This is a genomic window from Neobacillus sp. D3-1R, assembly GCF_052180215.1.
GTDB lineage: Bacteria > Bacillota > Bacilli > Bacillales > Cytobacillaceae > Pseudoneobacillus.
In genome coordinates this window covers 4,222,192-4,246,633 of sequence record NZ_CP197471.1, presented here as the reverse complement: position 1 = coordinate 4,246,633, position 24,442 = coordinate 4,222,192, and the positions used below count along the sequence as shown (strand labels likewise).

The window sequence follows — 24,442 nt, the reverse complement described above, 5'->3', positions numbered from 1 at the left end:
GAGGCGATTCTTGCCTTCTTTTATCCTAAAATATGGTTCGGACAAACTTGAGTAAGGGTGGTGAGAACTTATGGCATCATTACGCGATATAAAATCACGGATCGTTTCAACGAAAAAGACGAGCCAGATTACAAAAGCGATGGAAATGGTATCCGCTTCTAAATGGAACCGTGGGGTTATGAATGCGAAATCATTCGTACCTTACATGGAAAAAATTCAAGAAGTGACTGCTTCCGTAGCTGGTGGTAGCAAGGGTGTTAACCATCCAATGCTAGTCAGCCGTCCCGTGAAGAAAACTGGTTACTTAGTAATAACATCTGATCGTGGTTTAGCAGGTGCGTACAACTCTAACGTTTTACGTAATCTTTACCAAACGATTAAAGATCGTCATCAATCAAATGATGAATTTGCAATCATTGCTATTGGTCGTGTTGGCCGTGACTTTTTCACAAAGCGTGGAATGTCTGTTGTCCTTGATGTTGTTGGTATTGCGGATCAACCAAGCTTTACTGAAATTAAGGATATTGCTAGCAAAACAGTAGGAATGTTCGCAGACGGAACATTTGATGAATTATATATGTATTACACACATTACGTCAGTGCGATTCAACAGGATGTAACAGAAAAGAAGCTTCTTCCTTTAGGGGATATTACAACTTCTTCTAAGTTAACTTCTTATGAATTTGAACCATCTGCGGAAGAGATTTTAGAAGTTCTCCTTCCACAGTATGCGGAAAGCTTAATTTACGGTGCTTTACTTGATAGTAAAGCGTCTGAACATGCTGCCCGTATGACGGCAATGAAAAATGCAACCGATAATGCGAAGGAGCTTATTAACGCTCTTAGCCTTAGCTATAACCGTGCACGTCAAGCAGCTATCACACAAGAGATCACTGAGATCGTTGGTGGAGCTGCAGCTCTAGAGTAGAATCTAAGTGCGTTTGCTCCTGAGATGCTAACGCACTGCGCGTTGGCGCGAAGCAATTTTTATAAAAAATAATCAGGCAGAAGGACCCCGATGGTTCCTTCTTGCCTTTTCGTCAAGAGTACGTTAGGAGGGAAAACGATGAACATAGGACGCGTTCTTCAAGTTATGGGTCCGGTTATTGACGTAAAGTTCGAAAGCGGTCAATTACCTGAAATCTATAATGCATTAGTAATTAATCATAAAGCGCGTAACGAATCAGAAGTTAACATCAACTTAACTCTTGAAGTAGCCCTTCATTTAGGTGATGATACAGTTCGTACAATCGCGATGTCTTCTACTGATGGTGTTACTCGTGGAATTGAAGCAGTTGATACAGGTAAGCCAATCTCCGTTCCAGTTGGAAATGTGACACTTGGCCGTGTATTTAACGTATTAGGAGAAACAATTGACCTTGCAGACGAAATTCCTGCTGCAGAGCGTCGTGACTCTATCCACAGAGATGCTCCAACATTCGAACAACTTTCTACTGAAGTAGAAATTCTTGAAACTGGAATTAAAGTAGTAGACCTTCTTGCTCCTTACATCAAGGGTGGTAAAATCGGTCTATTCGGTGGTGCCGGTGTAGGTAAAACCGTTTTAATCCAGGAATTAATCAATAACATCGCTCAAGAGCACAGCGGTATCTCTGTATTCGCTGGTGTAGGTGAGCGTACTCGTGAAGGTAATGACCTTTTCCACGAAATGACGGATTCTGGAGTTATCAAGCAAACAGCGATGGTATTCGGACAAATGAACGAACCACCTGGTGCTCGTATGCGTGTTGCTCTAACTGGTCTTACTATGGCTGAATATTTCCGTGATGAGCAAGGACAAGACGTTCTTTTCTTCATGGATAACATCTTCCGTTTCACGCAAGCAGGTTCTGAGGTTTCTGCCCTATTAGGTCGTATGCCTTCAGCGGTAGGTTACCAACCAACTCTTGCTACTGAAATGGGTAAATTACAAGAACGTATTACGTCTACTAACGTTGGTTCTGTTACTTCTATACAAGCGATTTACGTTCCTGCCGATGACTATACGGATCCGGCTCCAGCAACAACATTCGCTCACTTAGATGCTACAACAAACTTAGAGCGTAAACTTTCTGAAATGGGTATCTACCCTGCGGTGGATCCACTTGCTTCGACTTCTCGTGCATTATCACCTGAAATCGTTGGCGAAGAGCACTACAATGTTTCTCGTCAAGTACAGCAAACATTACAACGTTACAGAGAATTACAAGATATCATCGCAATCTTAGGTATGGATGAATTATCTGATGATGATAAATTAGTCGTTCTTCGTGCACGTCGTATCCAGTTCTACCTATCTCAAAACTTCCACGTTGCTGAACAGTTTACAGGACAAAAGGGTTCTTATGTTCCTGTTAAAGAAACTGTTAAAGGCTTCAAGGAAATTCTTGAAGGTAAATACGATCATCTTCCAGAAGATGCATTCCGTCTAGTTGGACGCATCGAAGAAGTAATCGAAAAAGCTAAATCGATGGGTGTAGAGGTTTAATACTAGCCAGGAGGGTAAAAAATGAAGACGATTAGTGTCAGTGTTGTTACTCCTGATGGCCCGGTGTATGAATCAAATGTGGAAATGGTCAGTACGAAGGCTCAAAGTGGAGACCTTGGTATCTTACCTGGACATATTCCATTGGTTGCACCATTAAAAATTGGTGTCGTTCGTTTAAAAAATGGCGGCAATACAGATTTCGTTGCAGTGAGTGGAGGCATTCTTGAAGTTCGCCCTGATAAAGTAACGATCTTAGCGCAATCCGCTGAGCAATCAAGCGAGATTGATGCAGAACGTGCTTTACGTGCAAAAGAGCGTGCTGAGCAACGCTTACGCGAAAGTCAGCAAGCGAACGTCGATTTCCAACGTGCTGAACTTGCTCTTCAACGCGCAATCAATCGCCTTTCCATTGTGGAGAAAAGATAATTATTTTTTATATAAAAACACCTTCGGCGTTTATGGCGCTGGGGGTGTTTTTTTATGTTATTTGAGAGTTAGGGCAGTCCTTCGGACTTTTGGGTGGGATGGAGAGTGGAATTTGTGACAAAGTCGGAAACACGGGGTGTGGGAGAGGTTTTCTTTGGATTTTGGGATGGGAATGAGTGGGGAATTTGTTACAAAGTTAGTAATAATGGGAATTTGGTCAGATATATTGCTAAAACGGTCAGATAAATTGCGGATTTAGTCAGATATATTGGAAATTTGGTCAGATATATTTGGGATGGGGTAGTTTGATTGGATGAGTAGGGAGGGTAAAATGGAAATTTGTTGATGAACGCTAGACCTTTCGGTCTTAAAATTTAATGATAGAGTTTGAAACTTGTTAGGTTTCTTCATTTATATATGCACTTCTTAATATTATCGATAAGTATTCACAATTTATCGTGATTGTGGCTCAAAATTACTGATATATTTTTTATATAGGTAATAAGAGGGAGTTGGTTGTTTGAAAATTTTTAAAGAAATAGCTTTGCACTATAACTGGGGGGATCAATGTGATGGGTGGCACCTAGTGAAGAATGACCAGTTAAGTGTGATTTTTGAAAGAATGCCACCAAATACTAGAGAGATGAGACACTCTCATAATAGATCAAGGCAATTTTTCTTCATTATAAGAGGAACGGCGGTAATGGAGATGGATGGGGAGGAATTTGTTTTGGAGCCTGAGCAGGGAATAGAGGTTCCGCCGCAAACTCTTCATCAAATGATGAATCGTACTGATCAGGATGTTGAGTTTCTCGTAATTTCTCAGCCGAACTCTCATGGTGATAGAGTGTTAGGTTAAATAGACAAATTTAATAGAAGAAACTCTATTAAAATTATGTGAGAAAAATAACAGGCAATGATAAACCTCACTGACAAGCACGGAGGGATTCGTGTTAAATGGGGGAGGACGGATCTTGCGAACCTTTTTCTAGGCACGTCATCTTCCGCTATCGCTTCAGATCACGTGCGGCTCAAAGGTCACTTGCACCAAGTGTCTGCAGCAGTTCGCTCTTGCGTCATCTCTGGTTTGCCTTTCGGGGATGTTTGGCATTCGAGATCACGCAAACGCTCAGAAAAAGGGAATGTGTGTCGACGACAAGGCTACTGCGCTTGGAATTTCACTCGTGGTGCTGTCGCACTACGCCTCGGCTAACGCCGAAGCTAGCCAAATTGAGCCATTTTTCCGCTTACCGCGAGCGAGCTCTCGGACGCTCCAAAATGTCTAAATTTGGCCTACGAGTGAAATTCCAATAAGTGAGAATGGCTTGTCGACACGCATTTGGAACAGTGATATAATGTTATCGGTTACAAGTTTAAAAAGTGAGAAATTTTACAACATTGGAGGGGATAGGCATGGAACTATTGAATTTATATCAGAATAACTATCTGATAGTGTTTGTGTTCTTATGTCTCGGGGTTTTGTTGCCTGTGGTGGCGCTTTTTTTAGGTAAGCTATTACGCCCTTATAAGCCGAGTGAGGCGAAGTACACCACATATGAGAGCGGTATTGAACCATTCCATGATTCTAGGGTCCAGTTCAATGTCCGCTATTATATTTTTGCCCTGATGTTTGTTATTTTTGATGTAGAAACAGTGTTTTTATATCCTTGGGCAGTAGCGTATGATAAACTTGGTCTTTTTGCACTTATTGAAATGTTAATTTTTGTATTCATGCTCATCATTGGTTTAGTCTACGCATGGAAGAAGAAGGTGTTGAAATGGATTTAAAATTAGATAACCTAACGCCAGAAGAGTTAGAAGAATTGAAGAGAAATGTATTTATGACGACTTTAGAGCAGGTCAAAGCATGGGCTAGAAGTAATTCTTTATGGCCGATGACGTTTGGTCTTGCTTGTTGTGCGATCGAAATGATGGGTGTAGGTTCATCCCATTATGACTTGGATCGTTTCGGGTCGTTTTTCCGTACGTCTCCACGTCAATCGGATTGTATGATTGTTTCGGGTACGGTAACGAAGAAAATGGCGCCAATTTTACGTCGTTTATATGATCAAATGCCAGAACCTAAGTGGGTAATCGCGATGGGTTCATGTGCAACAGCTGGTGGTCCATATGTAAAATCGTATTCGGTTGTAAAAGGTGTGGACCAAATTGTTCCTGTTGATGTGTATATTCCAGGATGTCCGCCGAACCCAGCTGCTTTAATCTATGGAATCAATAAATTAAGGGAAAAGATTCGATACGAGGCGAAAACTGGGAAGAAGGTGATCTAATCCATGAGTGGGGAAAAGGATCTTGAACAATTAAAAAAGGAAGCTGCCGCGAAAGCGAAGGCTGCTGCATTAGCCAAGTTAAAGGCGAAAGAACAAGGGCAAGTAGCTGCTGAAGCCTCTGAGTCCCAGGAAGTTAAAGCCGAGCCTACTTCTGAAGTGGAAGTGCCAAAAGAGGAAGCACCAGCAACAGAGGCTCCAAAAACGGAAGCTGGAAGTGACTTAGATTTAGCGAAGCAAAAAGCTGCTGCTGCTGCGAAAGCAAAAGCTGCCGCCGCTGCAAAGGCGAAAGCTGCTGTATTAGCAAAACAGCAAGGTACTGAAACGACTGAAACGGTTTCGGAACCTGCTGCTACTGAAACTCCTGCAGCAAGTGAACCAGCAGGAGCAGATGAAAAAGCGAAAGCTGCCGCTGCTGCGAAAGCAAAAGCCGCTGCCGCTGCAAAAGCCAAGGCTGCTGCACTTGCGAAACAAGCCGCTGCCGGTGAGGCAAACGATTCCACAACGGATGCTGGAGCAGGAGCAGATGAAAAGGCGAAAGCCGCTGCTGCCGCAAAAGCAAAAGCTGCTGCCGCTGCGAAGGCAAAGGCTGCCGCACTTGCCAAACAAGCTGGTGGAGATACCACAGCTGCTGGTGGAGATACCACAGCTGCTGGTGGTGACGATGAAAAAGCGAAAGCGATTGCTGCTGCCAAGGCAAAAGCCGCTGCCGCTGCAAAAGCAAAGTTAGCCGCACAAGGTGGAGATTCAGCTGCTGGTGGTGACGATGAAAAAGCGAAAGCGATTGCTGCTGCGAAAGCAAAAGCTGCTGCTGCCGCTGCTGCAAAAGCAAAAGCTGCCGGTGCTGGAGCAGAACCTGTGGTAGAAGCAGAACCTGCTAAACCATCACCGAACCAAGTATACCTTGATAAATATGTAAAAGTGATTGGAGAACATTTAGGAAGCGATGTATTAGAAGACTCCTATATTAATAAACTTTCGAAGGATGTTCCAACACTTGTAGTAAAGAAGGAAAACTACTATAAAGTGGCTGAATTTTTTAAGTATAATGAGCAGTTAGGGTTCGATTATTTATCAGAAATTCATGGTTCTGATTTCGAAACCCATATGGAAGTATATGTTCATTTATTCTCATACAAAAATCGTCAGTCTGTTGCTTTAAAAGTGAAGTTGGACCGTGATCAACCAACCATTTCATCTCTTGTACCGCTATGGGTAGGAGCCAATTGGCCAGAATGTGAAGCCTATGATTTATTAGGTATCAAATTTGAAGGCCATCCGGATCTTTACCGCATTATGTTGGGTGAAGAATGGGTTGGTCACCCTCTACGCAAAGACTATGAGCAGTATGATGTGGAGGTGTAAGTAAGTGTTAAGAACAGAAGAGATGCTACTAAACGTAGGACCTCAGCATCCTAGTACCCACGGTGTTTTCCGTATCGTGTTAAAAATTGACGGGGAAACAATCGTTGAGGCAAAGCCAGTAATCGGTTACTTGCACCGCGGAACAGAAAAAATTGCTGAAAACCTACAGTATACACAGATTATTCCTTATACAGACCGTATGGATTATCTAGCTGCGATGACAAATAACTATGTTCTTGTTCATGCAGTAGAAACCATGATGGGCTTACAAATTCCGGATCGTGCAGAATATTTACGTATCATATCCATGGAACTGGGCCGTGTTGCGAGCCATCTTGTATGGTGGGGGACGTTTTTATTGGATATCGGGGCAGTCAGCCCATTCTTGTATGCGTTCCGTGAACGTGAAATGATTATCAATCTCTTAAATGAACTTTCAGGTGCTCGTTTAACCTTTAACTACATGCGTGTAGGCGGAGTAAAATGGGATGCGCCAGAAGGCTGGATTGAAAAAGTAAGAGACTTTATTCCATACATGCGCGAACAACTCGAAGGCTATCATAGCCTTGTAACGGGAAATGAAATCTTCATGAGCCGTGTTAAAGGAGTAGGAACGTACACGAAGGAAGAAGCGCTTCAATATTCGTTAAGTGGTCCGAACCTTCGTTGTACAGGTGTGAAATGGGATTTACGTAAAGATGAGCCATATTCGATCTATGATCGTTTTGATTTTGATGTGGTTACACAAGAGGGCGGAGATGCATGGGCTCGTTACCATGTGCGCCTAGGTGAAATCGAGCAATCGTTAAGAATTCTTGAGCAAGCAGTTGAACAGTTCCCTGCTGAAGGTGAAATTTTAGCAAAAGTGCCTAAAATTATTAAAGCACCAAAGGGAGAAGCTTTTGTTCGTATTGAGTCTCCGCGTGGAGAAATCGGTTGTTATATCGCGAGTGACGGCAAGAAAGAACCTTATCGCTTAAAGTTTAGAAGGCCATCATTCTATAACCTTCAAATTCTCCCTAAGCTATTAGAAGGCGAAAATATTGCAAACTTAATTGCTATTTTAGGGGCAATTGATATTGTCCTTGGGGAGGTTGACGGCTAATGGTTCAAGATTTACTACAATCAAGTCCCGGGCTTTTGAACTTTGGAATCTTCTTTTTACTAGCAACCGTTTTACTTTTAGTGGTATTAGGGTTCGTAACCTACGGTATCCTTGCTGAACGTAAGGTAATGGGTTTCATGCAATTACGTCATGGTCCAAACCAGGTTGGGGGTCGTTGGGGACTTTTACAAACAGTTGCCGACGTTTTAAAGCTTCTATTAAAAGAAGACAATATTCCAAAATTAGCAGATAAACCATTGTTTATTTTGGCACCAGTAATCGCTTTTGCACCAGCTTTTATGGTGCTAGCAACGATTCCATTTACAGACAAATTCCAATTTGCTGATATTGGTGTTGGATTATTGTATTACATCGCTATTTCAGGTTTAACCACTATCGGTGTAGTAACGGGTGGTTGGGCTTCTAACAATAAGTACGCTCTACTTGGTGGAATGCGTGCAGCAGCCCAGATGATTTCTTATGAAATCCCGCTTGTTATGTCCGTATTAGGTATTATTTTATTATCAGGAAGCTTAAACTTAAATGAAATCGTTCATGCTCAAGAACATGGCTGGTTTATTTTATGGCAGCCAATCGCGTTTATCGTATTCTTAATTGCGGCAACAGCGGAATTAAACCGTACTCCATTCGACTTACCTGAAGCGGAATCCGAGCTAGTTGCGGGTTTCCATGTTGAGTATTCTGGTTTCCGTTGGGCGTTCTTCATGCTTGCCGAGTATGTTTATTTATTCGCGATGGCATCATTGGTAACGGTTCTTTTCTTCGGCGGATGGTTACCACTACCGTTTTTAGGCTTTATTCCAGGAGCGGTTTGGTTCGCGCTTAAATTCAGTTTTGTGCTATTCATTTTTATCTGGTTCCGTGTGACCTTCCCGCGTTTACGTGCAGACCAACTGATGGAGTTTGGCTGGAAGATCCTTTTACCAGTAGCACTTGCCAATATTTTCTTAACAGCATTAGTGAAAGAATTAATCGACTTATTCTAAGGTCAATGCACCATTTTTGAAAAATCAAACTGCAGGTGCTGTCCAATTTTTCCTAAAGGGGTGAAAAAACGTGCTTGGATTAGCAAAAGGCTTGAAATATACCCTAAAACAATTAACGAAAGAAAAAGTAACGTATGATTATCCAAATAAACCGCTTCCATTACCGGATCGTTTCCGTGGAATTCAAAAGTTTTATCCGGAAAAGTGTATTGTATGTAACCAATGTGCGAATATTTGTCCGACAGAGTGTATCAATCTGACAGGTAAAAAGCATCCTGATCCATCGAAAAAAGGGAAAATCATTGATACGTATGATATTAACTTCGAAATTTGTATCCTATGTGACCTTTGTACAGAGGTTTGTCCGACAGAAGCAATTGTCATGACTAATAATTTCGAGTTAGCAGATTATAGCCGTGATATGTTATTTAAAAACCTAGAATGGTTAGATGAAAATGATCAAAACATTCGGAAGGAGAATAAAGCATGACGTTGTCAGGAGAGTTTTTAGCGTTTATATCTCTTGCTTTAGTAGCGGTGATCGGCGGCGTGCTTTTATTAAACCTTTCCAAAGTGATTCATATGGTGATTGCTTTAGTGTTTACGTTTGTCAGCATCGCAGGAATTTATGTCATGCTTTCTGCTGAATTCGTTGCCGCTGTTCAGATTTTAATTTATTCTGGGGCGATCACAATCATCATGCTATTTGGAATCATGTTAACGCGTCACGATGACACAAGTGAAACAGAAGGAAGCAAGTGGAGAAAGTTCGCTCTATTCTTAGGGGTACTTGGTTTCGCTGGTGCTTTCTATTTAGGAATTTACAATTTGGATTTAGTTTCAATGCCAAATACGCTTCACGAAAACAATACGTTCCAAATCGGGGAAGCTTTATATTCCAAATTCATTATTCCGTTTGAAGTAACATCAGTGCTTTTATTAGTCGCTCTTATTGGTTCAATTATTTTGGCCAAGAAGGATGATGAGAAGGAGGCGGATAAGGAATGAGTGCAGTTCCAGCTTCAGCCTTTCTAGCATTAGCATTAATCTTGTTCTGTATCGGACTTTACGGTGCGTTATCCAAACGCAATACGGTAATTGTCTTAATTTCCATCGAGTTAATGCTGAATGCAGTAAATATTAACTTAGTAACATTTAGTAAATATGGGGCCACTCCTAATATTTCTGGTCAAATCTTCGCATTATTTGCGATTACGGTAGCAGCTGCAGAAGCAGCCGTGGGCTTAGCGATTTTGATTGCGTTATACCGCAACCGTAAGACCGTTAATATTGATGAGATGGATCAGTTAAAACATTAAACGTTTCGCATTAAAATGTAGGTCAAGCGAAATGAAAAAAGAGAAACTTGAACGCGCTTTTAGATGAATAGCAACTTAGCTTACGCGCGTCTCAGGAAAAGGGGAATGTGATAGTGATGGAAAATGCATGGATCATACCGCTTTTCCCGCTTTTATCGTTCTTGTTCCTTCTTCTATTTGGTAAACGGTTAAAAGAATCAAGTGCATATGTTGGGATGATTACAACACTTGCTTCTTTAGTTTACTCCTTGTTGGTGTTGTTTGAGCGTTTCTCAAGCCCAACCTTCAAGGCGGAAGCCGTTTGGCTTACGATAGGAGATGTTCAATTAACAGCGGGCTTTGAAGTGAATCAATTAAATGCATTAATGCTGTTTATTGTATCGCTCGTAAGTTTTCTCGTACATACATATTCGAAAGGGTATATGCATGGCGATGAGCGATTTCCAGTCTTCTACGCTTACTTAGGATTATTTACTTTTGCAATGCTTGGCTTGGTATTATCACCAAACCTATTGCAAACGTATTTCTTCTGGGAACTTGTCGGCGTCGGTTCCTTCCTATTAATTGGCTTCTATTTTTACAAGGAAGAAGCGAAGGCTGCAGCGAAAAAAGCGTTTATTATGACACGTATCGGGGATGTCGGCTTACTAATCGGAATGATTCTATTGTTCTGGCAGGTTGGCAGCTTTGAATATGATCAAATTTTTGCAGCAGTGGCTGCAGGCGAAGTCGCACAAGGCATCGTTACGCTAACAGCAATCTTAATTTTTATCGGGGCGGTCGGAAAATCCGGTCAATTCCCGCTTCATACATGGTTACCGGACGCGATGGAAGGTCCTACACCAGTATCAGCTTTAATCCATGCTGCAACGATGGTTGCCGCAGGGGTATACTTAGTAGCTTCTTTATTCCCGTTATTCCATGCGAGTGAAACAGCTTTAATGACAGTAGCGGTTATTGGGGGCTTCACAGCCATTTTTGCAGCAAGTATCGGTCTTGTTCAAAAGGATATTAAGCGTGTATTAGCCTACTCCACTGTGAGTCAGCTTGGTTATATGATGTTGGCGTTAGGTTCTGCAGGTTATGTAGCAGGTGTGTTCCACTTGATGACACACGCTTTCTTTAAAGCATTGCTATTCTTAGCTGCAGGTAGCGTCATCCATGCTGTTCATACGCAAGATATCGAAGAAATGGGTGGATTATGGAAAAAACTTCGTGTCACTGGACCGTTATTCTTAATCGGAACATTGGCAATCAGCGGGGTACCATTATTCTCTGGTTTCTTCTCAAAAGATGAAATTTTAGTTGCTGCTTGGGAAGGTGGTCATCCGATCCTATTCTTATTAGCGGTTGTGGCTGCGTTCTTTACAGCATTCTATATGTTCCGTTTATTCTTCATGGTCTTCACAGGTCAGCCGCGTAAAGAAATCAAGAATGTTCATGAGTCACCTAGCTTGATGACATTACCAATGATCGTTCTTGGAGTATTAGCAGTCGTTGCTGGTTATGTGAATACTCCATGGTTTGGAACATTTTTAGGTGATTGGTTAGTGGAAGGCAATGAGGCTTTAGGTCACGGTCATATGGAAGGTCCAGCTTGGATCATGCTTGTAGCAACTCTAGTTTCATTAGCTGGTATTTTCCTTGCTTACTTAATCTACGGAAAGCGTTCAATTTCCCGCGATTGGCTTGGCGCACCAACCCTATATAACATCTTGTATAACAAGTATTACATTGATGAGTTCTATAAAGTTTCCATTGTCTATATCACAAAAGGAATCAGCTTATTCCTACAGTTCATTGAAACCTTCTTAGTAGAAGGTTTGGTGAAGCTTGTTACGGGGATTGTTCAATCTCTTGGAAGACTTGGTTCTAAGCTTCAATCTGGTCAAGTTCAAACGTATAGTGCTGTAGCATTCGTCGGACTTGCGATTCTAGTTGTCATCTATGCCGTAACAGGGGGGTATTTAAAATGAATCTAACATACGTTTTATCACTTTTAGTATTCGCCCCTCTTTTAGGTGTTGTGGTTTTAGCTTTTGTTCCTAAAACGCAAGAGAAAACGATTAAACTAGTTGGATTCTTAGCTACTCTTCCGACTTTGTTAATATCTTTAGCGATTTACTTCCACTACCTAGCAGGAAAAAGTTTAAAAGACTTCTCCGTGTCAGCAGAGTGGATTCAGTTTGGTGGATTCAAAGAGTTTGATAAAAACTTCTTTGCCGTTCATTATGAGCTAGCGGTCGATGGTTTTTCGATGATCATGGTGTTATTAACAGCCATTGTCGCAACACTTGCTGCAGTCGCTTCCATTCATATTAAAAAAGAATGGAAAGGCTATTTCATGTTATTCCTTATTTTAGAAGTAGGGATGCTTGGAGTCTTCGCAGCACAAAACTTAATTCTATTCTTTATCTTCTTTGAAGTAACGCTTGTTCCAATGTTCTTCTTAATTGGGAAATGGGGTTATTTTGAAAAAGAAAAAGCGGCTTATAGCTTCTTAATCTATAACGGATTAGGGTCTGCGATTTTATTAATCGTTATTATGATTTTGTTCTCTCGTACAGGGACTTCCAATATTGAAGTATTACGAGAATTTGTGAATTCACCAGATGCGAAATGGGTTGCTCCGATTTCAGAAGCTGGAAAATACGGATTATTGTTTGCTTTACTAGTTGCGTTTGGCGTAAAGCTTCCAATATTCCCATTACACAGCTGGATGCTGCGCGTTCACGTGCAAGCACCACCATCTGTTGTTATGATTCACTCTGGTATTCTTTTAAAAATTGGTGCCTTCGGTTTAATCCGTTTTGGTATGGGAATATTTCCTGAGCAATTTAAAACATTAGGATTGTTATTAGCTGTCTTAGGAGTTATCAATCTTCTATACGGCGCATTCCTAGCGTTTATCCAAAAAGATTTTAAAATGGTTCTGGCGTATTCATCGATTTCCCATATGGGTATCGTGCTGATTGGGCTTGGAGCATTAAATGAAGCAGGAATCCAAGGGGCTATTTTCCAAGTGGTATCACATGGTTTAATTTCAGCATTCTTGTTCTTCCTGGTAGCTGTGTTCTATGAACGTACAGGTACAACTCTTATTGAAAACCTAGGTGGTATTGCCAAGGGAATGCCGCTTGCTGCAGGCTTCTTGTTAGCAGGTGCAATGGCTTCTTTAGGATTACCAGGTATGTCTGGATTCGTCAGCGAATTCATGGCTTTCTTAGGATTATTTAAAGAAGTTCCAGTGCTTGCCGCCGTCGGAACACTTGGAATTATTATGACAGCTGTTTACTTATTACGTGCTGTGCTTGGTATGACTTTTGGTCAATCTCATCGTGAATTTGTCGGAATTACCGATATTAAATCATTTGAATGGGTACCAGTAATCACGTTAATGGCATTGATCGTGTTAATTGGAGTTTTCCCTAGCGTTTTAAGTGGACCACTTCAAAAAACAGTAGAAGCGATCATGCTTGGGTTAGGAGGGTGATGAAGGATGGACTTTGCACAATTACTAGAATTTAAATGGAGCATCATGACACCTGAGTTCATCATCCTAGGTGTAGCAACATTACTATCACTTTTAGATTTATTTATGCCAGGAAAGACGGATCGTAAAATTCTTGGATGGATTGCTGTGGCAGGGATTGCTGCTGCTACCGTCTCCTTAGCAGGATTGGTAGGAGAAGAAACGACTTCGATTCTATACGATACGTTCCGTCTGGACTCTTTTGCAAAAGCGTTTAAATTTATCTTGTTAATTGGTTCTCTATTCGTTTTATTATTAGCAATTAGCTATGATAAAAAAGATGGTTTGGCTGAATTTACAGGTGAATTTTACTACTTGTTCCTAACCGCGTTACTTGGAGCAATGTTCATGTCTTCAAGCGGCGACCTAATCACCTTATTCGTTGGTTTAGAGCTTTTATCCATTTCTTCTTATATCTTAGCGGGAATGCAGAAGAAAAATCTAAAATCCAACGAATCAGCGATGAAGTATGTGATTAACGGTGGAATTTCCACAGCCATCACACTGTTTGGTATGAGTTATATTTACGGGTTAACAGGAACAACAAACATTAAAGGGATGGCAAGTGTTCTTTCGGCTCTTTATGATTCACAGCAAATTTATCTGTTGGGCTTAGCGTTTTTCATGTTATTAGTGGGTCTTTCCTTTAAGCTTGCGTCTGCTCCATTCCATATGTGGGCACCGGACGTTTACCAAGGAGCACCAACTCCAGTAACAGCATTTTTAAGCGTTGTGTCTAAAACAGCCGGTTTCATCATTATTATCCGAATCTTAGTTGCAGTATTTGGTTCAACACCTTCTTCTATGGAACAAGGGTCTGCACCATTACTAATTCATCTTCAAGATTATATTGGATTCTTAGCAGGGGTTACGATGATCGTCGGAAACGTCGTGGCCTTACGTCAAACGAACATAAAGAGAATGTTTGCCTACTCCAGTATTGCTCACGCTGGTTATATCCTAGTGGCATTTACAAGTATGGGATACTTCACTTTTGATGCGATTTGGTTCTATCTACTAGCCTATGTGTTTATGAATATCGGTGCCTTTGCGGTGATTCAGCTAATTGGTGCTAAAACGGGTTCAGAGGAAATCGCTGATTTTGCAGGGCTTTATCGCCGTGCTCCAATCTTAGCGATTACTATGGCCGTGATGATTTTATCACTTGCTGGTTTTCCAGGAACAGCCGGTTTCATCGGAAAATTAAACATCTTTATGGGTGCCTTTGCGGGTGAACCAGCACATTATGTGTTAGCATCCATCATGATTGCTACAACAGTCGTTTCTTATTTCTACTATTTTGGCATCATGACACAAATGTTCTTTAGACCAGCGGCCGATTCAAGCAAATTTAACATTCCGGTTGCATTGGTTGTTGTATTAATTGGAAGCGTCATTGGCACAGTATTGCTAGGAATCGCTCCAAACATTGCATTAGACTTTTTACATGATAACTTCAATCAGTTCAAAGACTTTTTGCAGTAATACGTTTGAACAATTGGGAGAAATAATGGATTTTTAAAAGGGGTAAAATAAATGGATGGCAGCTCTTAAGGGGAGAGTTGCCTCTATGATTGAATACGTACGGTAAAGGAAGGAGTATAGGGGCTCCTTCCTTTTTTTTTATTGGGGTTTTGTAGGGGAATCGCGGAAAAGCAATGCACGACTCTATTAGCGTATATGGTAAAATATAATGGATCATTTTTAAAAAGGGAGGTATTCAACTTAGATGATGTCTTCATTTGGATTAGATTCGTTAGTGAGCATCCTGGCCAATTTGTTTTTTATTGCGATTTCATGGTGGGCACTACAAGCGATAAAATTAGATCGATTCTTAAAGCCAAACAAAGTCATGCAGTCGCGTGCTTTATACATATTATTATCCATCGCCCTGGGGTCCATCGTCAGCGACTTCTTCCTTAACTATCTCCTATGGTCCAGACAGCTTCCGTATATCTTTAAATAGGTATGGAGTGTGTGGGGGACGTACAAATGGATAGTGCTTTTTGAGGGGCCCCAGAGTTTAGTGTTGGTGTTTTCGAAGTTTTATCGGACACAAGTTCCGTTATTTCTGTAAATTAGACGCTTTTTCCTTGTCTATAGGACACAGATTCCGTTATTCACAATAATTCATTGGAAATAGACATACTTTTGAAGCAATAACGGAACCATAGTCCGATAATGTTTTAAAAAACAACCATTTTCGTAAAATAACGGAACGTATGTCCGCAAAATGAAACGTTATCGTTTTCATAAGGCATTAGCCGCCATTTTTTCAAAATGATTTATTTTTGTCTCAGATTAACCAAGTAAACTAACACAGCCATTCTTAAAATAGTTCTTCTTTTCTTATATTGCTTCATCGGAAATGTCTTTATTATCCTTTAAATCCAAAATGGTTATGGCTACTCATAAAAAATCCTCAAATAACCCTCCATACCTCTTAATCCAATGCTATTAATCACAACTGACAACATGATCACTCCTTTGGCTTTGGGCTTAATAAAAATTTCAAATAGTTTTCTTTTTGTGGCGCTTGGAAAAAGGATAAAGTTTTCTCTGTGGTAACCAAGGGGTTTGGGGTAGAAGTAAAGTAAGCAGGATAACTGCTCCAGGGATAGTCTTGGATTTCCGAGGTAATTTCGGCTTCGAGTGGATTTGTATGAATATAACGACTTGTATTAAGGAAATGACTGGCATCCTTAATGAGATCTGATTTAAACCTTCCTTGAAAAACATGTCCGACTAAATCGTAACGTTTGTTAAAATAAACAGCATAATGGGTTTGGATTGTTTTCATTATTTCAGTGATGGGAATGTTCTGGGTTTCTAATAGCAGGTGGATATGGTTGCTCATGAGGCAGTAGGAATGAAGGTAGTAGGGGAGTTGCTCTTGGGTTTCTTTCAAAATGGACAGGTATTGCTGATGATCTTTGTCATCATAAAAAATAAAAAATTTCCGGTTTCCACGTGCAGTAATATGATAACTTGCACCAGGGAACCATATTCGGTGCCGTCTAGCCACTATAAATCCCTCCTAAATTTCTATACTTATTATTTCTTTTACAAATCCAAAATCCCTTCAAAGAAATGAAATATAATCGTCATTTTTGCAATAAATAGGACTTCGTACATGTTCCCTAAACCTGACTTTTTGAGTAATATGAATAAGGTGTCAACATTTGACAATAACTTTAACGCATTAACGCACCGGGGGCCTGACCCCCGATGCGTTAATGCGTTAAGGTGGCAGGGTCCGTACCCCTTGTTAAATGTCAAAAAGTGACGAGAATTCCTATGTATGCTCTTTCCCCCATTGGAAACAATGGTAGTAAGGGGAGGAGTTATACAGATGAATAGAATAATTACCTTATTATCAATTTTTGGTATTGTTGGTTTTGTTTTCTTGCAATGGGGGAATAGAACGATTGTAGCTAGCGAACGTAATGAATTATTGACCATTGCTTCTGTATTTGAAAAAGAGCAGGTAGAAGTTGGAGAATGGGCTATGCATTCCCGCGAGCATCTAACCTCTTTGAAAAATAAAGAAGAAGTTGAACAATTACAAACAAAGATAATGAAAGAATACCCGAATTGGGACTGGTCTATTCATCAAGATAACGAAAAGTGGAAAGCAATTGCCACACATGCAGCTCATAATTACAAAGAAACTATCCAAATTATGGCAACCCTCACAAATGAACAAATTCATACGTATATCATATATGAGGTCAAAGGAACTAAATGGAATAAACAGACAAAGGATTTTTTTGATAAAAAGTGGAAATCAAGAACTTCCAACATTTTTCGAGGAAATCCCACAAATTTCTCTTGTATGAAAGCGGATATCAGTGATAAGATGGAATCGTCTTTGACAAAAACAGTAAATAACTGGTTAACTGCCTTTGATGCAAAAGAAATAGAATCACTCCAAGAATCATCTTTTGTCTCCATTTCGGCCTCTTCGCCATTATTTGCCGGTGTAATTCAAACTAAAGATGAAAAAATGAATGTACAATTAGCGATAAGATCGAACGGATTGGGCTCGAACACTACCTTGGTAGTTGGCACACCCATCATCACGATTGAATATTAATATAGAGAAATTGGACGCGGAGGGGAATACACTTGGAAAAAATCATTGTCCGTGGCGGACAGCGCTTAAACGGTACCGTCAAAGTTGAAGGAGCAAAAAATGCCGTTTTACCTGTGATTGCTGCAACATTATTAGCCAGTGAAGGGAAGAGCATTATTCGAGATGTGCCAACTCTCTCCGATGTATATACGATCAATGAAGTATTAAGATATCTAAACGCCGAAGTGGAGTTTAAAAATAATCAAGTTGTTGTAGATGCATCCAGTGAGTTAAAAGTAGAAGCACCATTTGAATATGTACGTAAAATGCGAGCTTCCGTATTAGTTATGGGTTCTTTATTAGCACGCAACGGTCGTGCGCGCGTTGCCTTACCTGGTGGCTGTGCTATTGGTTCACGTCCGATTGACCAGCATTTAAAAGGCTTTGAAGCAATGGGTGCGCAGGTTAAGGTGGGGAATGGCTTTATCGAGGCTGAAGCTACAAATGGTCGATTACACGGTGCGAAAATTTATTTAGATTTCCCGAGTGTAGGCGCCACCGAGAATATTATGATGGCTGCAACCTTGGCAAAAGGAACAACCATTCTTGAAAACGTTGCAAAAGAACCTGAAATTGTCGACTTAGCCAATTTCTTAAATGCAATGGGTGCAAATGTACGTGGTGCTGGAACTGGTACCATTCGAATTGAAGGCGTAGATCGTATGTACGGAGTAGAGCATACTATTATACCTGACCGTATAGAAGCAGGAACATTTATGGTCGCAGCTGCAATTACGGAAGGAAATGTTTTAGTTAAAGGAGCAGTTCCTGAACATTTATCTTCTTTAATTGCAAAGATGGAAGAAATGGGAGTTATGATTATTGAGGAAGAAGACGGCGTTCGTGTTATTGGTCCTGAAAAATTAAAGGCCGTTGACATTAAAACAATGCCACATCCTGGATTCCCTACTGATATGCAATCACAAATGATGGCTCTTTTACTTCGTGCTCAAGGCACAAGTATGATTACCGAAACTGTTTTTGAAAATCGTTTCATGCATGTGGAAGAATTCCGTCGTATGAATGCGGATATTAAAATTGAAGGCCGTTCTGTCATTTTATCAGGCCCATCTGACCTTCAAGGGGCAGAAGTGTCAGCAACAGACTTGCGTGCTGCAGCAGCTCTCATTTTAACGGGCTTAGTAGCAGAAGGTGTAACGCGTGTGACAGAGCTAAAACATTTAGATCGTGGCTACGTTGACTTCCATCAAAAATTAGCAAGCCTTGGCGCCGATATTGAACGCGTGAAAGAGCATGATGCTGTGGAATTAGTAGAAGAAATCGTGACAGATTTAAATGCATAAAAACAATTAAGAAGTAAGCTCTGCCACACCTGGCGGGGCTTTTTTACTTTAAAGCGCTGGGGGTCAGACCCCCGGTGCTTTAAAGTGGTAAAGTTTTTTGTTTCGCTGATTTTCCCACACTTTATTCCTCGTTTTCAACGTCTTCATTTTCTTAAAAGTATTTGTCATAAATGCTTGTCCTCCTCCATAGAAATGAAAAGAGACATAGCCTAGCAGTGGCCAATGTATAACTTCAAATGGAGGATCGATATCATGAAAAACTTCAAACCTTTAGTCCTACTAGCTGCAGTTCTATTTACGATCACTTTATTAGTTCCAGCGCTTCTGGTATTACCATTTTCAGGGGATCATGCAAGTGGTAAGCTTGGTGAAAATCTTCGCTCAGACAAACCGGAGGCAGTCCCTGTGGACAGTAAATTATTGGATTCATCCATTGAGGTGGCTGTATACCGTACTTCCAAAAAGGAGATTGAAAAATTCCCGCTTGAACGTTACGTCGTGGGAGTGGTGTCAGCGGAAATGCCAGCTGAATTTGAATTGGAAGCATTAAAAGCACAGGCCTTAACAGCCAGAACCTATATTGTTAAACAGTTATTAAGTGATGGCCAATTAGGCGTTCCTAAAGGAGCTAATGTAACGGACACCGTTATCCATCAAGTTTTTAAAAATGATGAGGAATTAAAAAGAATTTGGGGAAAAGACTACGAAGCGAATCTTCGAAAAGTTCAAGAAGCTGTCATTGAAACAAGAGGACAGATTCTAACATACGAAGGCAAACCGATTTATACAACATTTTTCTCGACCAGCAATGGGTATACGGAAAACTCAGAAGATTATTGGTCTGATTCCTATCCTTATTTGAGAAGTGTGGCGAGTCCATGGGACGTAAAGGAATCCCCGAAGTTTAATGCACAGGTTGTTATTACCGTTCCGGAATTTGAACAAAAGCTTGGTGTAAAATTATCAGGTTCCGATAAAATTGGTGAGATTGTGGAAAGAACAAAAGGAAATCGTGTGGCCAAAGTGGATTTCAATGGAAAAACGTTAAGTGGAAAAGATATTCGGGAGAAGCTTGACTTAAAATCATCTGATTTTTCATGGGTAAAAAAAGGTGACCATATTGTGATTAATACAAAAGGATATGGTCATGGAGTAGGGATGAGCCAATACGGTGCCAACGGAATGGCAAAGGAAGGTAAAAACTACGAGGATATTGTGAAACACTATTACCAAGGGGTAGCCATCTCATCAGCTGAACAGCAGTTAACAACAGTGACGGCAAAGAAATAAGTTTAGATATCTGGGACAGTAAACATCATCTTTAACACTTTAAAGCGCCGGGGGTCAGACCCCCGGCGCTTTGCAGTATTAACGCAGTGGGGGTCTGACCCCCATTGCGTTAGTGTGGTGAAGTGGCAGCTACTTTTCTTTTGATGATGAGGTAGCTGATGGTGACGCCGATGATGTCTTTTAGGACGTCGATGAGGCTGGAGGAGCGGGCTGGGACGAAGCTTTGGTGTATTTCATCAGTGATTCCGTAAAGGCACGCCAGGACCGCAAAAACCACATTAGACACAGGTGTTAACTTTCCATTGAAATAAGCTGCCAACACAAACAATAAATAGAGAATGGCAAACTCAATCAAATGCAACGATTCCTTTATAAAGGCGTCGGTAGAGGAGTCAGGCAGCTCTACGAAGGTGTCATCCGGTAAACTGGACATGGTCCAAACCATAGCCATGTAAATGACCGGTAACACCCATAAAAGTCTTCTTATAATCTTCACAAAAATACCTCCAAAAATAATTTTTAAAATCATGCATAAAAGAATTCTCTTTGTCGAAAAATAAGTGTAAAAAAATTTTTAGATAATTGTATATAATCACCAAAATGCGTTAAGACTGATTGCTGAGGTGATGAAAATGAGAGAGGAAGAAAAGAAACGATCTTCTCAAGACTCCAGTTTTAAGCGCTTTTTCCAAAAGCGTTGGGTATTTCCAGCCATTTATATTGCAAGTGCAGCCATTATTTTAACAGCAGTGCTTTGGTATCAAACTAGCAGCACAAACAATGCTGCAAAGGACAACAAGTATGATTATAACGCAACGGATATTGCAGGTAAAAAATTTAACGAACCTGCGATTGAAGTAAACAGCGCATTAGAAAACTTCAAGTGGCCAGTAGCAAATCCTGACACAGCAGTCATTCAAAAGCAATTCTATGATTTTGATGGCAAAGCAGAAGATCAGGAGGCTGCGTTAGTATCTTACAACAACTCGTACCACCCGAATACTGGTATCGATATCTCGATGAAAAACGGGGAAACCTTTGATGTCCTAGCGGCTCTTAGCGGTACCGTAACCGATATTCGTGAAGATTCTCTACTTGGCAACGTCATTATGATTGAACATGATAAAGGCGTTGTGACACAGTATTCATCTGTAAAAGATTTTGCTGTAGAGGTTGGCGCGCAAGTAAAACAAGGACAAGCCATTGCAAAGGCTGGGCAAAGCTTGTTTAATGAAGAGGCTGGAGTGCATGTACACTTTGAAATCCGTAAAGATAAACAACCTGTAAACCCAATTTCTTATTTCGATAAGCCAGTGAGTTCTTTACAGGTAGAGAAGCCTGCGGATGACAAAGCAAACTTAACAGAAGAATCTGCCGATGACCAAACGACCACAGACAATCCTGAAGGTGCTGGTACAGGAGCAGGATCTGACAAAGATAAAAAAGAAGACGGAAACACTTCTGATAAAAAATCAGAAGGTGAAGAGTCTACTGATTCTAATTCAAGCGAATCCTAATATTTGATAAGAATGAATGCCAAAAGAGTAAGTGCAAATCTTAAGCGCTTGCTCTTTTTTTGTTAAGGCTGTATTTGTATAGATTGAGGTTTTCGTAAAAATCCCAAAAGCCGGATTTTTACAACTTCCCTTAATGTGTGAGCAGCTCTTTTCTTGATTTCCCAAAGAATTTTAATCAAATTTTTATGTAAAACATTCTATATTAGTTTTAAAAGGAACAAAGTTTTAGAAAAGAGCCGTTTAAAAAAATTTCCAAATATTGATTAAGGAAAATATACCATTTCTCCTCTATATTTACTATATATAGATAGATGTTGGGGGATAGGTAGATGGAGAGGATAAACAAAGGTTTTTTCACGTTCCTAATGGTTTTGGCATTGATTTTTCCAAACATAGGAACAGTTTCAGTAAAAGCAGCAACAAAGTTTCCAGACGTGACTAGTTTTCGAGATGAGATCTTGTACTTAAATGAACAAGGGATTATTAACGGTTATAGCGATGGGAATTTTGGTCCTAAGGATCCAATTAAGAGGGTTCAAGCGATTATTATGATTATGCGTGAATTAAAGTTGGATACCACTAACGTGAAGGATCCTGGTTTTAAAGACTTACGCCCAGGTGATTTTGGCTATAATGAAGTGGCAAAGGCTACCGAGGCAGGCATTATCTCAGGGGTTACAAAGGACCAATTTAATCCGAATGGGCAGTTAACCCGTTCGCAAATGGCTAAAATTTTAGCCAAGGCATACGACCTTAAAGGTGTAAGTCCTTTTGAATTTACTGATGTAAGTTTTGAATCGTGGGCATATTCTTTTGTAGACGCATTAGCTGCACATAATATTACCACGGGTTATCCGGATGGGACATTCCGTCCGAATGAAACGATGACTCGTATGCATTTCTCTGCGTTTATGGCTCGCTTTTTAAATGAGGAATTTAAGCCTGTATACGAACCCATTGCCTATACAATGGAAGAGATGGCGTTAAATGAGCAAAGTGTTGTGACGATTGAAGTTTATGATGACAAAGAGGAACTGATTTCCCAAGGAAGCGGATTTATCGTTGCTAATCAATTGGTTGCCACGAACTTCCATGTGATAAGCGGTGGCGTGAAAGCGAAAGTGGTAACAGCGACTGGTCAGAAATTTGACCTTGCAGGGGTTGTTGCCTACGACGATTATTTGGATGTTGCTTTATTAAAACCTGTTGTTCGTACAGGGTTTCCATCCTTAACATTAGCAAGCTTTGATAAAGTACGTCAGGGACAATCCGTGGTTGCTATCGGAAGCCCATTAGGCTTTCAAAATTCGATTTCAGATGGAATTGTTTCTGCTAAACAAGTTTTTGAAGATGAAACGGGCTCTGTGAAGGTCATTCAGACGACGGCAAGTATTACGTTTGGAAGCTCAGGTGGTCCATTAATGAATATGAATGGGGAAGTCATTGGACTAAACTCATTCGGTATCGAAAAGCTTAATTTTGCCATTTCTTCAGATTACATTATCAATCTATTAAACCCATATAAAGCGGTAAATTTTAATGACATACAAGTGAAAAGTTTTGCCTCGATGCCAGTTTTGGAGGAAGAAGAGGTTCCTAATGATGGCTGGGAGGAAGAGGTTATTGACGGTGGTACAACTGAAGAACCTCCTGCTGAAACGCAGCCAGAAGTTAACCCAATTGAAGCTTTACCAGGCACGAAACAAACGTTAAGCGATATTTTTATCGATGCTGTTCATGACCCTGAACTGCCAGTTGTTTACGGGATTAACGAAGACGGGGAACTACTATCCGTAAACTATGAAACAAAAAGTATCAAGCGTTTGCCTTTCAGCTATCCTGCCGAATCCATTTATTACGAGAATGGAGAAATCTATGTAACCCTTTTAAAAGGTGAGCACAGTTCTTATTTGTGGAATGAACAACAAAAGGGTGGCATCGCTATTGTTGACCCATCAACATTAAAAGTGAAAAAGACCATAGATATTGCCCTCGACCCTTACGATATTGTAGCGGATGGACAATATATCTATGTTTCGTCAGGCTCTGGACAGTGGACGTATATTAAAAGCTATGACCGTGTGACAGGGGCAGAGGTCTCTTCTGCAGGCATTAGACAGCAAAGCTTGATCGAAATGCATCCTAGTGAAAATCGAATCTATGCGGTCAACTCTGATACATCTCCACGAGACATTGAAGTATTCTCTATTAACAATGGTGTCATTACGGCTGGCTATGACTCTCCTTATCATGGAGATTATACGATGGATGAGTGGATGTTTATTTCACCAGACGGAAAGTATATCTTCAATGCGGCTGGAACTATTTTTAGAGCATCAGCCTTAAAAGAAACGAATATGCAATATGTGACGGATATCGGGACACCTTTCTATTCCGTTTCCTTTAGCGACGATGGAACAGTATTCTATGTGACGACTGAGGATCAGTTTATAGTCTATGACTATGAAACCTTCCAACCGGTTAAGTCCTATAGTTTGGGAGGAGACGGTTACTTTACCTTCAACCACAAAGGAAATATTATTGTCGTGGGTGAAGAAGTGCCGACGGGCTCAAACATCTTAAAAACGTATATTTTAAAAGCAGATTTACAATAAACAAGAGCAGTCTTTGCTCTTGTTTTTCTTTTCTTCAAAACTTTTCGACAA

The 24,442-nt window shown here is 40.5% G+C and carries 23 protein-coding genes; 21 read left to right on the top strand and 2 right to left on the bottom strand.

The annotated features are described in order from the left end of the window. Nucleotides 1-70 precede the first annotated feature (70 nt). The 16 genes from atpG to ACSBPO_RS21195 all read left to right on the top strand — a co-directional run bounded on the left by atpG (nucleotide 71) and on the right by ACSBPO_RS21195 (nucleotide 15,496). Entirely contained in the window at nucleotides 71-928 is an 858-nt protein-coding gene (gene atpG, locus ACSBPO_RS21270) for an ATP synthase F1 subunit gamma (protein ID WP_442596892.1), read from the top strand. A gap of 138 nt (nucleotides 929-1,066) precedes the next feature. After that, nucleotides 1,067-2,488, top strand: coding sequence for a F0F1 ATP synthase subunit beta (atpD, locus tag ACSBPO_RS21265; RefSeq protein WP_442596890.1), 1,422 nt, complete (start codon nucleotides 1,067-1,069; stop codon nucleotides 2,486-2,488). Between the two features lie 21 nt (nucleotides 2,489-2,509). Continuing rightward, nucleotides 2,510-2,914, top strand: a complete 405-nt coding sequence (locus tag ACSBPO_RS21260) for a F0F1 ATP synthase subunit epsilon (RefSeq protein ID WP_442596888.1) — start codon at nucleotides 2,510-2,512, stop codon at nucleotides 2,912-2,914. 520 nt (nucleotides 2,915-3,434) lie between these two features. Beyond that, complete coding sequence (locus ACSBPO_RS21255; protein WP_442596886.1) at nucleotides 3,435-3,773, top strand: cupin domain-containing protein; 339 nt, start codon at nucleotides 3,435-3,437, stop codon at nucleotides 3,771-3,773. A 554-nt stretch (nucleotides 3,774-4,327) separates the two neighbouring features. Beyond that, nucleotides 4,328-4,702: an NADH-quinone oxidoreductase subunit A gene (locus tag ACSBPO_RS21250; RefSeq protein WP_442596884.1), complete on the top strand. Its 375-nt coding sequence runs from the start codon at nucleotides 4,328-4,330 to the stop codon at nucleotides 4,700-4,702. After that, entirely contained in the window at nucleotides 4,693-5,205 is a 513-nt protein-coding gene (locus tag ACSBPO_RS21245; protein WP_442596882.1) for a NuoB/complex I 20 kDa subunit family protein, read from the top strand. The genes ACSBPO_RS21250 and ACSBPO_RS21245 overlap by 10 nt, the downstream gene beginning before the upstream one ends. Before the next feature lie 3 nt (nucleotides 5,206-5,208). After that, nucleotides 5,209-6,567: an NADH-quinone oxidoreductase subunit C gene (locus ACSBPO_RS21240; RefSeq protein WP_442596880.1), complete on the top strand. Its 1,359-nt coding sequence runs from the start codon at nucleotides 5,209-5,211 to the stop codon at nucleotides 6,565-6,567. 4 nt (nucleotides 6,568-6,571) lie between these two features. Further along, nucleotides 6,572-7,672, top strand: a complete 1,101-nt coding sequence (locus ACSBPO_RS21235) for an NADH-quinone oxidoreductase subunit D (RefSeq protein ID WP_442596878.1) — start codon at nucleotides 6,572-6,574, stop codon at nucleotides 7,670-7,672. Then, entirely contained in the window at nucleotides 7,672-8,679 is a 1,008-nt protein-coding gene (gene nuoH / locus ACSBPO_RS21230) for an NADH-quinone oxidoreductase subunit NuoH (protein ID WP_442596876.1), read from the top strand. Before ACSBPO_RS21235 ends, nuoH begins: the two co-directional genes overlap by 1 nt. Before the next feature lie 70 nt (nucleotides 8,680-8,749). Beyond that, nucleotides 8,750-9,169, top strand: coding sequence for an NADH-quinone oxidoreductase subunit NuoI (gene nuoI, locus ACSBPO_RS21225; RefSeq protein ID WP_442596874.1), 420 nt, complete (start codon nucleotides 8,750-8,752; stop codon nucleotides 9,167-9,169). Next, nucleotides 9,166-9,687 (top strand): NADH-quinone oxidoreductase subunit J, encoded by a 522-nt coding sequence (locus tag ACSBPO_RS21220; RefSeq protein WP_442596872.1) that lies wholly within the window; start codon nucleotides 9,166-9,168, stop codon nucleotides 9,685-9,687. The genes nuoI and ACSBPO_RS21220 overlap by 4 nt, the downstream gene beginning before the upstream one ends. Next, entirely contained in the window at nucleotides 9,684-9,998 is a 315-nt protein-coding gene (nuoK, locus tag ACSBPO_RS21215; RefSeq protein ID WP_442596870.1) for an NADH-quinone oxidoreductase subunit NuoK, read from the top strand. Before ACSBPO_RS21220 ends, nuoK begins: the two co-directional genes overlap by 4 nt. A 113-nt stretch (nucleotides 9,999-10,111) precedes the next feature. Continuing rightward, the gene (gene nuoL / locus ACSBPO_RS21210; protein ID WP_442596868.1) at nucleotides 10,112-11,974 is read left to right on the top strand and encodes an NADH-quinone oxidoreductase subunit L; all 1,863 of its coding nucleotides are present in this window, start codon (nucleotides 10,112-10,114) and stop codon (nucleotides 11,972-11,974) included. After that, the gene (locus tag ACSBPO_RS21205) at nucleotides 11,971-13,491 is read left to right on the top strand and encodes an NADH-quinone oxidoreductase subunit M (RefSeq protein ID WP_442596866.1); all 1,521 of its coding nucleotides are present in this window, start codon (nucleotides 11,971-11,973) and stop codon (nucleotides 13,489-13,491) included. Before nuoL ends, ACSBPO_RS21205 begins: the two co-directional genes overlap by 4 nt. Before the next feature lie 6 nt (nucleotides 13,492-13,497). Beyond that, on the top strand, nucleotides 13,498-15,015 hold the full coding sequence (nuoN, locus tag ACSBPO_RS21200) for an NADH-quinone oxidoreductase subunit NuoN (protein WP_442596864.1): 1,518 nt from the start codon (nucleotides 13,498-13,500) through the stop codon (nucleotides 15,013-15,015). Nucleotides 15,016-15,259: 244 nt separating this feature from the next. Further along, a complete protein-coding gene (locus ACSBPO_RS21195; RefSeq protein ID WP_442596862.1) occupies nucleotides 15,260-15,496 on the top strand; it encodes a DUF1146 family protein in 237 nt (78 codons plus the stop codon). Between the two features lie 513 nt (nucleotides 15,497-16,009). On the opposite strand, the gene ACSBPO_RS21190 is transcribed toward ACSBPO_RS21195, so the two are convergent. Then, nucleotides 16,010-16,555, bottom strand: a complete 546-nt coding sequence (locus ACSBPO_RS21190) for a transposase (protein ID WP_442596860.1) — start codon at nucleotides 16,553-16,555, stop codon at nucleotides 16,010-16,012. A 327-nt stretch (nucleotides 16,556-16,882) separates the two neighbouring features. Between ACSBPO_RS21190 and ACSBPO_RS21185 the strand changes: the two genes are divergently transcribed. The 3 genes from ACSBPO_RS21185 to spoIID all read left to right on the top strand — a co-directional run bounded on the left by ACSBPO_RS21185 (nucleotide 16,883) and on the right by spoIID (nucleotide 20,259). Beyond that, the gene (locus tag ACSBPO_RS21185) at nucleotides 16,883-17,626 is read left to right on the top strand and encodes a YwmB family TATA-box binding protein (RefSeq protein ID WP_442596858.1); all 744 of its coding nucleotides are present in this window, start codon (nucleotides 16,883-16,885) and stop codon (nucleotides 17,624-17,626) included. A gap of 32 nt (nucleotides 17,627-17,658) precedes the next feature. Then, nucleotides 17,659-18,969 carry a UDP-N-acetylglucosamine 1-carboxyvinyltransferase gene (murA, locus tag ACSBPO_RS21180; RefSeq protein ID WP_442596856.1) on the top strand — a complete coding sequence of 437 codons (1,311 nt, stop codon included), beginning with the start codon at nucleotides 17,659-17,661 and terminating at the stop codon, nucleotides 18,967-18,969. A gap of 252 nt (nucleotides 18,970-19,221) precedes the next feature. Then, nucleotides 19,222-20,259 carry a stage II sporulation protein D gene (gene spoIID, locus ACSBPO_RS21175; RefSeq protein WP_442596854.1) on the top strand — a complete coding sequence of 346 codons (1,038 nt, stop codon included), beginning with the start codon at nucleotides 19,222-19,224 and terminating at the stop codon, nucleotides 20,257-20,259. Between the two features lie 109 nt (nucleotides 20,260-20,368). Here spoIID and ACSBPO_RS21170 read toward each other — a convergent pair whose 3' ends face one another. Then, nucleotides 20,369-20,755, bottom strand: coding sequence for a VanZ family protein (locus tag ACSBPO_RS21170; RefSeq protein ID WP_442596852.1), 387 nt, complete (start codon nucleotides 20,753-20,755; stop codon nucleotides 20,369-20,371). 136 nt (nucleotides 20,756-20,891) lie between these two features. Here ACSBPO_RS21170 and ACSBPO_RS21165 point away from each other — a divergent pair, with 136 nt between their 5' ends. Next, nucleotides 20,892-21,776 carry a peptidoglycan DD-metalloendopeptidase family protein gene (locus ACSBPO_RS21165; RefSeq protein ID WP_442596850.1) on the top strand — a complete coding sequence of 295 codons (885 nt, stop codon included), beginning with the start codon at nucleotides 20,892-20,894 and terminating at the stop codon, nucleotides 21,774-21,776. A gap of 329 nt (nucleotides 21,777-22,105) precedes the next feature. Continuing rightward, nucleotides 22,106-24,391, top strand: a complete 2,286-nt coding sequence (locus ACSBPO_RS21160; protein ID WP_442596848.1) for an S-layer homology domain-containing protein — start codon at nucleotides 22,106-22,108, stop codon at nucleotides 24,389-24,391. Nucleotides 24,392-24,442: the final 51 nt, after the last annotated feature.